The sequence below is a fragment of the Streptomyces sp. T028 genome, assembly GCF_048159505.1.
Lineage (GTDB): Bacteria > Actinomycetota > Actinomycetes > Streptomycetales > Streptomycetaceae > Streptomyces.
Genome location: NZ_JBLRVZ010000011.1, coordinates 120,839 through 134,191 on the forward strand (window position 1 = coordinate 120,839; position 13,353 = coordinate 134,191).

Annotated in this window: 12 protein-coding genes; 5 read left to right on the plus strand and 7 right to left on the minus strand. The window is 73.8% G+C overall.

Translation table 11 applies throughout. The features are described 5' to 3' along the window. Positions 1 to 14: 14 nt before the first annotated feature. Together ACLZN2_RS11830 and ACLZN2_RS11835 are read right to left on the minus strand one after the other, a co-directional pair. Complete coding sequence (locus ACLZN2_RS11830; RefSeq protein WP_416978350.1) at positions 15 to 497, minus strand: DUF456 domain-containing protein; 483 nt, start codon at positions 495 to 497, stop codon at positions 15 to 17. 70 nt (positions 498 to 567) lie between these two features. After that, a complete protein-coding gene (locus tag ACLZN2_RS11835; protein WP_416978351.1) occupies positions 568 to 1,551 on the minus strand; it encodes a helix-turn-helix domain-containing protein in 984 nt (327 codons plus the stop codon). A 377-nt stretch (positions 1,552 to 1,928) separates the two neighbouring features. On the opposite strand from ACLZN2_RS11835, the gene ACLZN2_RS11840 reads away from it, so the two are divergent. Further along, positions 1,929 to 3,455, plus strand: coding sequence for a protein phosphatase 2C domain-containing protein (locus ACLZN2_RS11840; RefSeq protein ID WP_416978352.1), 1,527 nt, complete (start codon positions 1,929 to 1,931; stop codon positions 3,453 to 3,455). Between the two features lie 33 nt (positions 3,456 to 3,488). Here ACLZN2_RS11840 and ACLZN2_RS11845 read toward each other — a convergent pair whose 3' ends face one another. Further along, complete coding sequence (locus ACLZN2_RS11845) at positions 3,489 to 4,331, minus strand: glycosyltransferase family protein (RefSeq protein ID WP_416978353.1); 843 nt, start codon at positions 4,329 to 4,331, stop codon at positions 3,489 to 3,491. A gap of 518 nt (positions 4,332 to 4,849) precedes the next feature. On the opposite strand from ACLZN2_RS11845, the gene ACLZN2_RS11850 reads away from it, so the two are divergent. After that, complete coding sequence (locus ACLZN2_RS11850; protein WP_416978354.1) at positions 4,850 to 5,329, plus strand: ATP-binding protein; 480 nt, start codon at positions 4,850 to 4,852, stop codon at positions 5,327 to 5,329. Between the two features lie 95 nt (positions 5,330 to 5,424). Here the strand turns inward: ACLZN2_RS11850 and ACLZN2_RS11855 are convergent, their stop codons facing one another. Beyond that, the gene (locus ACLZN2_RS11855; RefSeq protein ID WP_416978355.1) at positions 5,425 to 6,495 is read right to left on the minus strand and encodes a DUF2637 domain-containing protein; all 1,071 of its coding nucleotides are present in this window, start codon (positions 6,493 to 6,495) and stop codon (positions 5,425 to 5,427) included. Between the two features lie 313 nt (positions 6,496 to 6,808). Then, a complete protein-coding gene (locus ACLZN2_RS11860; protein ID WP_416978356.1) occupies positions 6,809 to 7,657 on the minus strand; it encodes a (2Fe-2S)-binding protein in 849 nt (282 codons plus the stop codon). A gap of 179 nt (positions 7,658 to 7,836) precedes the next feature. Here ACLZN2_RS11860 and ACLZN2_RS11865 point away from each other — a divergent pair, with 179 nt between their 5' ends. Continuing rightward, positions 7,837 to 8,694, plus strand: a complete 858-nt coding sequence (locus ACLZN2_RS11865) for a GntR family transcriptional regulator (protein WP_416978357.1) — start codon at positions 7,837 to 7,839, stop codon at positions 8,692 to 8,694. A 96-nt stretch (positions 8,695 to 8,790) separates the two neighbouring features. On the opposite strand, the gene ACLZN2_RS11870 is transcribed toward ACLZN2_RS11865, so the two are convergent. Next, positions 8,791 to 9,552, minus strand: coding sequence for a hypothetical protein (locus tag ACLZN2_RS11870; RefSeq protein ID WP_416978358.1), 762 nt, complete (start codon positions 9,550 to 9,552; stop codon positions 8,791 to 8,793). A gap of 393 nt (positions 9,553 to 9,945) precedes the next feature. After that, on the minus strand, positions 9,946 to 11,628 hold the full coding sequence (locus tag ACLZN2_RS11875; RefSeq protein ID WP_416978359.1) for a PucR family transcriptional regulator: 1,683 nt from the start codon (positions 11,626 to 11,628) through the stop codon (positions 9,946 to 9,948). Between the two features lie 323 nt (positions 11,629 to 11,951). On the opposite strand from ACLZN2_RS11875, the gene ACLZN2_RS11880 reads away from it, so the two are divergent. Together ACLZN2_RS11880 and ACLZN2_RS11885 are read left to right on the plus strand one after the other, a co-directional pair. Continuing rightward, a complete protein-coding gene (locus tag ACLZN2_RS11880) occupies positions 11,952 to 12,842 on the plus strand; it encodes an FAD binding domain-containing protein (RefSeq protein WP_416978360.1) in 891 nt (296 codons plus the stop codon). After that, entirely contained in the window at positions 12,842 to 13,351 is a 510-nt protein-coding gene (locus ACLZN2_RS11885; protein WP_416978361.1) for a (2Fe-2S)-binding protein, read from the plus strand. The genes ACLZN2_RS11880 and ACLZN2_RS11885 overlap by 1 nt, the downstream gene beginning before the upstream one ends. Positions 13,352 to 13,353 lie beyond the last annotated feature (2 nt).

Sequence of the window (13,353 nt, forward strand, 5' to 3'; positions counted from 1 at the left end):
TCACCCCTACAGGTTCATCCCGACACCACCGCCCCCAGCCAAGCCCCCGTGATCAGCAGGCAGGTGAACAGCTCCGCCAGGACGCTGGAGCCGCCGTGGCGCATGGCCCTGCGCAACGCCGCGCGGGCCTCGCCGTGCCGGCCCAGGCGGAGGCGCTCGCAGAGGTAGACGCCTCCCATGAAGCCGGGGATCGCGCCCAGTACGGGCAGCAGGAAGAAGCCGAGCAACGCGCCGGCCCCGGCGTACACCGCCATCCGGGGCGTCGCGCCGCTCTCCCGCAGCCGACGGGGCGGCAGGGCCCAGCGCACCACCTGGCTCAGGAACAGCGCGACCGTGGCACCCACGAGCACCCACCAGGCGACCGGCTGCGGATCCTTCAGCGCCCACCACAGGACCGCGGACCACACCAGCCAGGAGCCCGGCACCCCCGGCACCAGCACTCCGCACAGGCCGAACAGGATCACCAGGCCGACCAGCAGGAGTTCCCACGCTCCCATCTGCCCAGAGTGCCGGAGTCGTGGGTGACCCGCAGGTCAAGAGGTACGCGTGGGGTACGCGTGTGACGGGTTACCGGTCCCGGGTCACCCAGCCGCGTTCGTGCGCGACCCAGCCCAGTTGCAGCCGGGTCGACACCCCCGTCAGCTCCATCAGCCCCTTCACCCGGCGCTGTACGGTCCGCAGGCCCAGGTCGAGCTGCTTGGCCACACTCGCGTCGGTCAGCCCGGCCAGCAGCAGGGAGAGGATCTCCAGGTCGGTGGCGTCGGGCCCGGCCGGGCGCTGCTCCAGCACACCGTCCGCGCCGAGCCTGAGCGGCAGGGCGTCCCGCCACACCGACTCGAACAGCCCGGACAGCAGCGCCAGCAGCCCGCTGGCGTGCACCACCAGAGCGGCGGGCTCCGCCGAGCGGCCGGTGAGCGGGACCAGTGCGAGCGAGCGGTCGGCCACGACCAGCTTGGTCGGCACCCGCTCCACCACCCGCACCTGCTCGTCGCGGCCGAGAGCGGCGGTCAGCTCCGTCATGCCGTTCGGCTGGTGGAGGACCTCCCGCTCCAGGACGACGCGGTAGCGCACCCCGCGCTCGGCCGCCCGCTCCTCCGCGTCGTTGTCGACCCCGGTCACGGCCACCGGGGTGCCGGTGACCAGCGCGCACACCTCGTCGCTCGCGCCCAGCTGGAGCTGCAGGAAACGCTGGGACACGGCCGCCGCGCCCGTCACCACCTCGACCAGGTCGTGCACGGACGGTTCGGCGGCGGCCGCACGGTACTCCTCGGCGAGCAGCGCGGCCGCCAGCTCCGCCCGCTCCAGCTCGTGCCGGTGCTGGGTGAGCAGCGCGCCCAGCGCGACACCGGGCGGCGCGGCGACCCAGCGGCCGGGTCGGCCCGAGGACTGCGCCGCGAGTCCGTGCCGCTCCAGGCGGCGCAGGGCGCGCTCCGTGTCGTACTCGCCGAGGGCCAGTCGGCGTGCCAGATCGGGTACGTCGGCGGCGCCCACCGACACCAGCGCCCGGTACGCAGATTCGTGCGTCTCGTCGAGCCCAATCGCTCCCAGCATCGGGTGCGGTCCCTCCTCCGGCATCCAAGGGGTGGCGGGAAACGGTCACGGCGTAAACCCGCCGCCGCGCACCGTCGCCGTACCGCAGGTCACTCTGCCAAGGTGTGGCCACGGCGGGAAGACATTGATCATCCACAGCGCAGGTCCAGGTACGCCGTGCACACTTCGGCATCGAGAACGTGGTCCGGGCTCAAGAAGCGCAGGGGCGCATAGGGGATCTGAGCCGGGGTCACTCCCAAGGTCGCCGGGCGGTTCTCCCGTGGGGGGTGGGACCGCCCGGCGATCGGCGTCCCGGCGCGCCCGTACGGATGTTCGGCGGTGGTGCGTTTTGCGGATGCCCCGTTTTCATCCGGCCCGTGCGGTGGACAATTGGGGGCATGAGCCAGCAGGGGGGAAGGCCCACCGGTCCCGAGGACGACTGGTGGGGGCAGCTGTACGACGACTCCACCGCGGACACGGGCCCAGCGCCCACCGCGGACTCCCTCGACGACCGCTTCGCGTCGGCGGCGGGAGCGGTGCGCACCGCGGGCCCGGCGGACACGGGCCCGGCGGACAAGGCCCCGGCGGACGCGGTCCCTTCGCAGCGTACGGAGGCGGAACGCGCCGCGGCGGACGCCCGGACCGACTGGTGGCCGGCGGACGACGCGGCGACGGCAACCGCCCCGGCATCCCCGAGAACCACGGTCCCGCCACCGCGCCTTGAGAGCAGCCCTCACGCCGGCCCTCACGCCACTCCCGGAACCGTCCCCGACACGGCCCCCGCACCCGCGCTGCCCCCCGGCTTCACCCACCGGGCACCGGTCGCCCCGTCCGCCGGTACCCCCGCCTCCTTGGTGAGCGGCACCACCTCCACCAGCGGCACCGCCGCCCCCCTGACCTCCGCCCCGCCGGACCCCGCCCGGACCCCCACCGCCCTCGACCTGCCCGTTCTGTCGGACGAGCCGAAGGCCTACGTCGGGTCCCGGCCGCCCACCTACGACGCCGAGCCCACCGCGCTGCCCACCGCCGATCCGGACGCGCTGGACGACCTCGTCGCCGACACCGTGCTGGACGGGGCCCTGTACGGGACCTGTGCGCTGCGCGCCGCGTCCGTGCGCGGGGACTCCGCGCGGTACCGGGGCGAGCCGCGCCGGGACTCGCTGCTCACCGCCCGTTTCGGCACCGGTGAGCACGCGCTGGTGCTGGTCGCGATGGCGACCGGTGCGCGGGCCACGCCGGGCGCGCACCGGGCCGCCGCCGAGGCCTGCCGGTGGATCGGGCGGGCCGTGGGCCGCAGCCATGTCCGGCTCGCGCAGGACATGAGGGCCGCCCGGCGCGGCGACCTGAAGTCCGGCCTGCACCGTCTCACCGACCGCAGCCTCGGCCGGCTCCGCGCCAGCGCCGCCGAACAGGGCCTGGAACCCGACGAGTACGCGGCCAGCCTGCGCTGTCTGCTGCTGCCCGCCGACCCCGACTGCCGTACCCGGGTGTTCTTCGGCGTCGGCGGCGGGGGCCTGTTCCGGCTGCGCGGCGGGGAGTGGCAGGACCTCGAGCCGAGGGCCGGCGAGATCGCGGGCGGGCCCGTCGTCGGGTTCGGGGGGCTGCCCGCCGAGACACCCGAGGGCGACCGGCTCACCATGGACCTCGGCATCCCCACTCCGCCGAGCCCCTACGACCCGCCCCCCGAGCCGCCCCGCGACCCCTTCCGCTTCCGTGCCTCGGTGGCCCGCCCGGGTGACACCCTGCTGATGTGCACGAGCGGGCTCGCCGACCCCCTGCGGGGTGAGCCCGCGCTCTTCGCCCACCTCACGGAACGCTGGTCGGACCAGGCCCCGCCCGGCCTCGCCGCGTTCCTCGCCGACACCCAGGTCCGGGTCAAGGGGTACGCGGACGACCGTACGGTGGCGGCCGTCTGGGAGGCGTGAGCGCGTCGCCGAGGGCAGCCGTCGCCGACGGCGCTACAGGGCGGCGACCGCGGAACGCAGGATGTCCGTGGCGCGACGCGAGCGCATGATGGCCTGCCCCGCTTCGGCGCGAGCCCGGCGCTCGTGGTCCCGGTCGAGGTAGTACCGGCACAGGTCCGGGAGGTCGGCGTAGTCACCGAAGGCCACTCCGGGGGCGAACGGCGCCTCCTCCTGCGGGCTGCCGCCCCGCTCGGACACCACGAACCTGTTGTTGGCCAGCAGATAGGACACCCGCACGACCTCGAAGACCTTGGCTTCGTAGAAGTGCAGGTTGAGGACGATCTTCGCCCTGGCGATCAGGGCGTCACGTTGTTCGCCGTACAGCCCGAACCGGGCCACCGTGCCGAGTCCGGCGGCGTCGAGTCGCCGGATCGTCTCGAGGCGACGCTCGTTCAGGGAACCGACGAACAGGACGTCGATGTCCTCCCGTGCCGCCGGCCGCATCCGCTCCAGTTCCGGGACGTGACCGATCGGGACGTGATGGACGGCGTCCACGCCCAGGCGCCGGAGCTCGACGACATTGCGGGCGCTGTAGTCCCAGACCGTGTGCTTCCGGAACAGGCCCAGCAGATCCTCGGTGACCCACGGCGATCCGCCGTGGACCTGTTCGAGGTTGTAGAGAATCGCGTCGTCCGCGAGGTCGGCCCTGTACGACGGCAGCAGATTGCAGCCGAGGACGATGTGCCTGCGACCGGCCAGCCGGGACTCATGGGTGAGCACGCTGTCGTGGCCGAGACGGGACAACGCGCAGTGCACCGTCGTGGCGACCTCGCTGAACACCTCCCAGTGCTGGTACCCGGGTGGACGGAGGACGGTGACCGCGAATCGCGTGCGCATGGCGACACCCTAGGTGGAATGTCCATCCTGGGTTAATTAGGGCTGGTATGACTTCCACTCGCGTGCCGACGTGTAGTACCCGTACCGTGCCGGTGCGGCCCTGGGAGGACCAGTCGAGTTCGAGGTACCAGGTACAGGCGCAGGTCGCTGATCCGCGCCGCGTGGAGGCGACGCATTCCGGCCAACTTCGGCGGGGCCGGAACGCGAGGCCGTGGGGGGACGGCTCGCGGGCCGCGCGGGCGTACGCCCTTCAGGGGTACGGCCGTGCCGTCGCGGCGCGTCCGCATCGTACGGAAACCGGGTCCGTACGGTACGGAAACCGGCCTCGCCCCCGGTGATCCGGCCGGACCGCGCACCGGGGGGCGCGGTCCGGCCGGCCGCTTGTGCGCCCCCTCGAACATGGCCGAACACCCGGGCGTGGACGATTCGACATGACTGGCGCCGTGCCGACCGGGCATGGATCCCCGTGAACGTGTTCGAGCAGGAGGGGAACCGACATCGGCACGCGGGCGGGGGTCATGGTGAGGCAGGCACGGGGCAGCGGTCGGACGGCGATCGCGGGCACCTCGGCGGCAGAGCGGGACACGGAGACCGCGGAGGGGGACGACACCGTAGACGCGCGGCTCAGTCGCAGACTCGGACGGGCGGACCTGCGGGCGGTGCCCGAGGCGCGCCGCGCGCTGCGCGAGCTGCTGGAGGGCTGGGGGAAGCCGGGCCGCTCGGAGACGGCGGAACTGCTGACGAGCGAGCTCGTCACCAACGCGCTGGTGCACACCGACGACGACGCGATGCTGACGGCCACCGTGTCACCGGCCGGCCTGCGGGTGGAGGTGCGGGACTCGGTGCCGGGCCGCCCGCGGCCGACCGTGCCGAGCACCGGCGACGGCACGCACGGCCGGGGCCTGGTCCTGGTGCAGTCCCTCGCGGACTCCTGGGGGGTCCGGGCGCAGGGCGCCGGGAAGGTCGTCTGGTTCGAACTGGCCGCCGGGGCGGCGTAAGCCCGAAGGGGGCGCGACCGTCGTGGTCGCGCCCCCTTCCCGTGGTGTCACCGGGCGGCCGTCGGCCGGACCGGGAGATCATCCGGAACGGAAGATCAGCCGAACTGCTGCTCCAGGTCCTTGAGCTTGCGCTCCAGGGAGTCCAGGCGCGGCAGGGCCATGGTGTCGTCCTCGGCCGTGAGGTCGACGGAGTACGCGTCGGAGGACTGGCGGACCGGCTGCAGGGAGGGCCGCTGGCGGACGGGCAGCTGCTCCGCTGCGCTCCCCAGGGCGGACTCCCCGGAGACCCGCTCGGCCGTGGCCGGCTCCAGGGCGGCCGCCTGACCGGGCTCCAGCTGACGGCCACCGCCGCCACCGCCGCCACCGCGGCCGGGCCAGCGGCCGTGACCGCGGCTGATCGCCTTCAGCTGGGCCCGCTCCAGGCGGTGCTCCTCGCGGCGGCGCAGCTTGGCCTCGTCCTTGCGGACCTTCTCGTCGCGGACCTCTTCGACGGCCTCGTCCAGGCTGCGCACGTTCTCGAGGAGCATGAGCGACCACGCCTTGTACGTCTCGCGGGGGGCCCGCAGCCAGCGCACCACGCGGATCTGCGGCAGCGGACGGGGCACCAGGCCCTGCTCGCGCAGCGCGGCGCGGCGGGTCTGCTTCAGGGCCCGGTCGAACAGCACGGCCGCGGAGAGCGACATGCCGGCGAAGAAGTGCGGGGCGCCCGCGTGGTCCAGACCCCTGGGCGCGTGCACCCAGTTGAACCAGGCCGCGGCGCCGGCGAACGTCCACACGAGTATCCGGGAGCCGAGCGCCGCGTCACCGTGGGAGGCCTCGCGCACCGCGAGGACGGAGCAGAACATCGCCGCGCCGTCCAGGCCGAACGGCACCAGGTACTCCCAGCCGCCGGACAGCCCGAGGTTCTGCTCGCCGAAGCCGACGAGGCCGTGGAAGGAGAGCGCGGCGGCGACGGCCGCACAGCAGAACAGAAGGACATAGGAGGCGGTGCCGTATATGGCCTCCTTGCGCCTGCGGCGCTCCTCGCTGCGCTCCCACGAGTCGTCGGTCTTGGCGTGCTCCCCGGACCGCTTGCTCCGCGCGAGCACCGCCACCGCCGCCAGCATGCCCAGGAGCAGTACGGCGCCCGGAAGCAGCCAGTTCAGCGATATGTCGGTCAGTCTCATCTGGGGTCCCTTGCATTGGGATAGGGCGTAACGCCCGCCATAGTGGCCCACTCCCGCCGTCCCTCAGGGGGTTTCGGGGCAAGAGGCCGCCAAGGAGGTGCAAGGGGATGCCCAGGGCGACGTTCTAGCTCGAACTGCCGCTTGAGGGGCGGGAGTTGAGTTCGAACAAGACTACCCGTACGGGTGGTTCCACGGAAAGTTCCCGTGGCGGGTGAGGAAATTGTGAATCAGCTGTAACCAAAGGGGAGTCTCGTCCGGGTGATCTTACGTCAAGCCCGTACCGGCCGTTCCACCGGGGGTGCTTGAGGGCGCCTCAGCCGTTGGCGGCCGCGGTGAGCCGGCCGACCCGGTCCGCGTCGCAGGTGCGGGGGCAGGTGGCACAGGTGTCCTCGGGGCGCACCGTGTAGAACATGCAGCAGCTCGCCCGGTCCCGGGTGGGAAGCGACTCCCCGTCCGGACCGGTCAGTTCACGGAAGGCGGCCGAGCCGACGTACGGCTTCGTCGCGCCCGGCAGCAGCAGCTCCAGCTCGTGCCGCGCCCGCTCCTGCTCCCCGTCGCCGAACAGATGGGCGACGTACCACAGACCCTCGACGATCTCGTCCGTCACCATGCCCCACAGCGCGCGCCCCCGGCGCCGGGCCCGCGGCCCGAACCCGGCGAGCAGCGGCTCGTGGTGCTCGGCCACCGCCGCCCGCACCTCGGCCCGCAGAGCCTCCTCGTCCGCCACCACCCGCGCGCCGGGCAGCCCTGCCGCCGGGTCGCCCGGCAGGCAGGTGAACGTCGACGGCGGGCGTACGGCCATCCGCATGCCGTCGCCGGTGCGGTCGTACGAGACGTGCGTCACGGGGTAGCGCGGCACCCGGCGGTGCAGGAACCAGGGCACGGTGATCAGCAGGCAGGCCGGCCAGGCGTACCGGTGCAGTCCGAAGCTCGCGATCACGTCCGGGCGCGCCCGCTGCCCGTAGTCCCGTACGACCTGGGCGTCGTCCCAGGCCAGGAACGTGTCCAGGGCCGCGCCACCCGCGGCGAGGTCCGCCGCCGCGACCCAGCCGCCGCCCCGGGGTGCCGGCGCGCCGGGTGCCAGCTCGGTGACGGTCAGGCCCGGGTAGACCTCGGTGAGGCGGGCGTAGGACTCCGCTGTGACCGACGGGGCTGAGGGCATGCCGGGGACCACCGTTCCGGGAGGGGGAGGGCAGAAAACAGAGCTTTTCGAAGGTAAGCCTAACCTTAGTCATTGTCCTTGGGATTTGAACTGACGGCCAGTACGCCTAAGGTGCTTGACGGGCGAGTAACAACCCGCCGTAATGACCCCAAGTACCGACACGTCCGCCAGGAGGACCCGTGAAGCAGGGCGCGCAGGGCTCCGCCGGGACGGGGATTCCGCAGGACGACCCGGTCCGGGCCCGGGTGCCGGCCCAGCAGCGGGCGGCCTCCTCCCAGCAGCTGGACGGGGAACTGGACGGGGAGCGGTGCGGGCCGCGGGGCGCCGCGCGCGGGGAGCACACGCACAGCGAGACACCGTCCCCCGCCCTCGGCTTCCCCCGCCCGGCCTGCCCCCCGGCGCACCCCCGGCCCGTCGTCCAGCGGGCCTCCGTACGCGGGCAGATCCTGGACGCGCTGCGCACCGCGCTGGTCTCCGGGGAGCTCAGGCCGGGCGTGCTGTACTCGGCGCCGGTCCTCGGCGAGCGCTTCGGGGTCTCGGCGACCCCGGTCCGCGAGGCGATGCAGCAGCTCGCGATGGAGGGCGCCGTCGAGGTCGTGCCCAACCGGGGGTTCCGGGTCGTCGAGCGGGGCGCGCGGGAGCTCGCCGAGCTGGCCGAGGTGCGGGCGCTGATCGAGGTGCCGGTGATGCAGCGGCTGGCCCGTACCGTGCCCGCCGAGCGCTGGGCGGAGCTGCGGCCCCTCGCCGAGGCCACGGTCCGTGCGGCGGGCTCCGGCTGCCGGGCCACCTACGCCGACGCGGACCGCGTCTTCCACCGGGCCCTGCTCGCCCTCGCCGGCAACGAGCAGCTGGTCGCCATCGCCGAGGACCTTCACCGCCGCGCCCAGTGGCCCCTGGTCGGCGGCCCCGCCTCCCGCGGCCGCGCCGACCTCCTGGCCGACGCCGCGGAACACGTCGCCCTCCTGGACGCCCTGTGCGCCGGTGAGCCGGAGGCCGTCCAGGCGCTGGTGCGCAAGCACTTCGCGGGCGCGGCCTGAGCGGGCGCCCCCGGGGTTGTGGGCGACTGCGGGTCCGTCGTGGCCACTCGCTCCCCGCGCGGAGCCGCACATGGGTACAGCCCCGCGCCCCCGCGGCTACGCCGTGGCCGCCGGTGGCGGCGCCAACTGCCCCGCCAGCCAGGTCGGTACGCCGCCCAGCAGCCGGAACAGCCGACGCGCCTCCTCCCTGAGCCGCGCGGCCTCCGGTTCGGTCTCGGTGTCCGCGAGGGAGACGAGCGCCGGCGCGGTCCCCACCAGGTAGCCCAACTCCTCCCTGATCCGCAGGGATTCGGCGAAGCCGTGCCGCGCCTCCGTCAACTCCCCGTCCCGCAGGGCCAGCCCGGCCAGATGCCGCCAGGTGAACGACAGCAACAGCTCGTCGGAGTGGGCGGCCGCGGCCGTGTGGGCGCGCCGGTACGCGGCCCGCGCGGCCTGCGGCGAGCGCGCGATGTTCTCCGCGATGAGCCCGCGCCGGAAGTCCAGCAGCGCCCGCCCCGCCGCGTCCGGCGGGATCAGCGCGGCGGCCCGGCCCAGCGCGGCCCGCGCCTCGTCCACCCGGTCGCGCACGGTGTGCAGGGTGGCGGAGTAGGCGAGATACCCCCGTTCGCAGGCGGCCGCGCCCCGCTCCTCGTCGCTGTGCGCCAGCGCCTCCGCGGTACGCAGCGCGTCCTCGGCGTCCTGCCAGCCCTGTTCGGTGTACAGACACCGTTCGACGAGCAGCGCGGCCCGCTGGATCGCGCCCTGCGCGGTGTCCGTCGGCAGCAGGGCCGCGGCGTCGACCCAGCAGGCCCGCGAGCGCAGCCGCCACACCGCGGTCTGGAGAGGATCGTCATCTGCGGTCGTTCCGGTACCAGACATGGCGGAGTACGCCACGTTGCCCTCCCCGAGCGCGCCGTCGAGCCATGAGTGAGTGGTGGCGGCATCTCAGCACGAATCGCGGCACCGGGCCAAGGGGGCGGGTGAAGGATTTCACAAAGTCGTGGGGAGAGCCCGAATGAGCCGATGGCCCTGTCCGCCCCTGAGTTGCCCTCCGCACGTACGGTCACGACAGTCGACGGCGCGTCGGCGTTCAGCGCGGAATCACCCGGTCGGGTGTCCGGCTCCCGTGGCGTCGTGACCGGACGCCGTACGGAGAGGTGGGCGCGGAGGGCGGCCGGCGGGCCGCGCGAGGCGGGTGTTGCCCGCCCACGAAGGCGGCCAGGGCCGAGGTGTCGGCGACGGTGTCGCGGGCACCGCCGAACCTCCCGCGGTTCAGCTCATGCGCAGCGCCAGGAAGAAGTCCAGCTTGTCCTCCAGACGCGACAGGTCACGGCTCGTCAACTGCTCGATCCGGCCGACCCGGTAGCGCAGGGTGTTGACATGCAGATGCAGCCGGGACGCACAGCGCGTCCAGGAGCCGTCGCAGTCCAGGAAGGCCTCCAGCGTCGGGATCAGCTCGGCGCGGTGGCGCTGGTCGTACTCGCGCAGCGGGTCCAGCAGCCGGGCCGTGAACGCCCGGCGCACGTCGTCCGGGACGAACGGCAGCAGCAGCACGTGCGAGGCGAGTTCCTGGTGCCCGGCCGCGCAGACCCGGCCGGGCCTCGCCGCCGCCACCCGCCGTGCGTGCCGCGCCTCCTCCAGCGCCCCGCGCAGCCCCTCCGCCGAGTGCACCGCCGCGCTCACCCCGAGCGTGAGCCGCCCGTCGCCGTCCAGCCCCGCCGACAGCGGCTCCCGTACGGCCGCCAGCAGCTCGTCGGCGAGGATGCCCGCCTCGGAGCCGTCGTGCTCGCTGGAGACCGCAGGCAGCGGCACCAGGGCGACGGCCTCCTCACCCGTGTGGGCGACGGCGATCCGGTCGGACGGCTCGGTTCCGGTCGCCAGCGGGTCCACCAGGATCTCCTCCAGCAGCGACTGGGTGACCGGCCCCGCCTCCGGGCCGCCGCCCTCGGGCCGGTCCCACTCGACCCGCGCCACGACCACCTGCCAGTGCGGGGCGGCCCCGAGACCCGGCAGCAGCACCGGCGCCGCCACCCGCAGCCGCGCCGCGATCTCCGCCGGGGCCGCGCCGGTCTGCACCAGCTCCAGCACCTCCTGCGCGAGCCGCCTGCGCACCGTGCGCGCCGCGTCCCGCCGGTCGCGCTCGACCGCGATCAGCTGGGTGACGCCGTACAGCAGGTCCAGCCGCTCCTCCTGCCAGTCCCCGGCGTCCGCCTCGACGGCCAGCAGCCAGTCCGACAGCACGCTCTCGCGCACGTCCCGCGGGCCCTGCGGCGCCCGGCCGGCGCTGCGGACCGGGAACAGCGAGTACGTCGTGGTGCCCACCAGCGTCCGGTACGGCCCGCGCCGGCCGCCGCGGACGGCCGTCAGCTGCTCTCCGGCCAGCCGCACGCACACGTCGGCCGACAGCGCCGGGCCCGCCGTCTTCGGGCCCGCGATCAGCCGCCCGGTGGAGGACAGCACCCAGGCCCGCAGGTCCAGGTCGGAGCCGAGCAGATCCAGGACCACGTCCGGGCCGCCACCCGCCGGCCCCGAGGTCATCATCCGCCGGTGCCGGTCCACCACCGCCGCGAGGTCCCCGGCCCGCTCACCGCTGACCTGCCGTACGACATGCTCGGTGATCGTCGCGAAGGCCACCGACTCGTGCACCGCGAACAGCGGCAGCCGGTGCCGCGCGCAGGCCACGACCAGATCGTCCGGTACGTACCCCAGCTCGGCCGTTCCCGCCGCCAGCGCCGCCACCCCGGACTGCACCAGGATCCGTACGAACGGCTCGGAGTCCGCGGGCCCCCGGCGCCAGGCCAGGCCCGTCAGCACCAGCTCACCGCCGGACAGATAACGGCTCGGATCCCGCAGGTCGGTGGTCATCACCCCGCGCACCGCGCGGTCGAGCTCGTCCCCGCCGCCGAGCAGCCGCAGCCCCAGCGCATCGGTGTCCAGAAGTGCGCGCAGCCGCATCTCGTCGCCGCCGTTCCTTGTCTCGAAGACTGTCTCGAAAACTACGATGAAAAGTGGAGGGATCCGTGGGGCGGGGGCCCGTGGTGTTTCCAGGGGAAGACCCGGGGGATACGAAGAGGTTTCCGATGGCCTCCGTTCATATGAATCTACAAGATGCCTGTCGCGACCAGCCAACTCCTTCATGGTTTCCGTGACTGACACGGTCGGAGTACGGCCCTGTGTACTGAGTCCACTGCGCGTGAACAGCACATGAACGAGCCGGGCCCGCCGCACCCGATCTGGCTCGATCCGTACGACCCACGAGACGAAGAAGAGAGCCGGTCATGGACTTCCTTCGCCCCGCCAGCTGGGAGGAGGCGCTCGCCGCGAAGGCGGAGCACCCCAGCGCGGTGCCGATCGCCGGGGGCACCGATGTGATGGTCGAGATCAACTTCGACCACCGGCGGCCCGAGTACCTCCTCGACCTCACCCGCGTCGCCGACCTCTACGAGTGGGAGGCCGGCGCGGACACCGTGCGGCTGGGCGCCTCCGTGCCCTATACGAAGATCATGGAGAATCTGCGGTCCGAGCTGCCGGGCCTGGCCCTCGCCTCGCACACCGTGGCCTCCCCGCAGATCCGCAACCGCGGCGGCGTCGGCGGCAACCTCGGCACCGCCTCGCCCGCCGGGGACGCCCACCCCGCCCTGCTGGCGGCCGGCGCCGAGGTCGAGGCCGAGTCGGTGCGCGGCAGCCGCCGTATCCCCATCGACGACTTCTACACCGGCGTCAAGCGCAACGCGCTCGCCCCGGACGAGCTGATCCGCGCCGTCCACATCCGGAAGGCCGACGGCCCCCAGCAGTTCTCCAAGGTCGGCACCCGCAACGCCATGGTCATCGCCGTCTGCGCCTTCGGCCTCGCCCTGCACCCCGAGACCCGCACGGTCCGCACCGGCATCGGCTCCGCCGCCCCCACCCCCGTCCGGGCCAGGACGGCCGAGGAGTTCCTCGACGCGGCGCTCGAAGAGGGCGGCTTCTGGGACAACGGGAAGATCATCACCCCGTCGGTCGCCAAGGAGTTCGCCACCCTCTGCGCCGCCGCCTGCAACCCGATCGACGACGTCCGCGGCACCGCGAGCTACCGCCGGCACGCGGTCGGCGTCATGGCCCGCCGCACCCTGACCTGGACCTGGGAGTCGTACCGCGGCACCCGCCGCACCTCGGAAGGAGCCGCGTGATGCGCGTCAACCTCACCGTCAACGGACGCCCCCAGGAGGCCGACGACGTCTGGGAGGGCGAGAGCCTGCTCTACGTCCTGCGCGAGCGCCTCGGCCTGCCCGGCTCCAAGAACGCCTGCGAACAGGGCGAATGCGGTTCCTGCACGGTCCGCCTGGACGGCGTGCCGGTCTGCGCCTGCCTGGTCGCGGCCGGCCAGGCCGAGGGCCGCGAGGTCGTCACCGTCGAGGGCCTCGCGGAGTACGCCCGGCAGCGATCGTCCGGCGACCCGGGCGAAACCCCGGATCTCGCCCCGATCCAGCAGGCGTTCATCGACGCCGGCGCCGTCCAGTGCGGCTTCTGCACGCCGGGGCTGCTCGTCGCCGCCGACGAGATGCTGGAGCGCAACCCCGACCCGAGCGACGCGGACATCCGCGAGGCCCTCTCGGGCAACCTGTGCCGCTGCACCGGCTACGAGAAGATCATGGACGCGGTCCGCCTCGCGGCCGCCCGGCAGTCAGAGGCGGTCTGAGC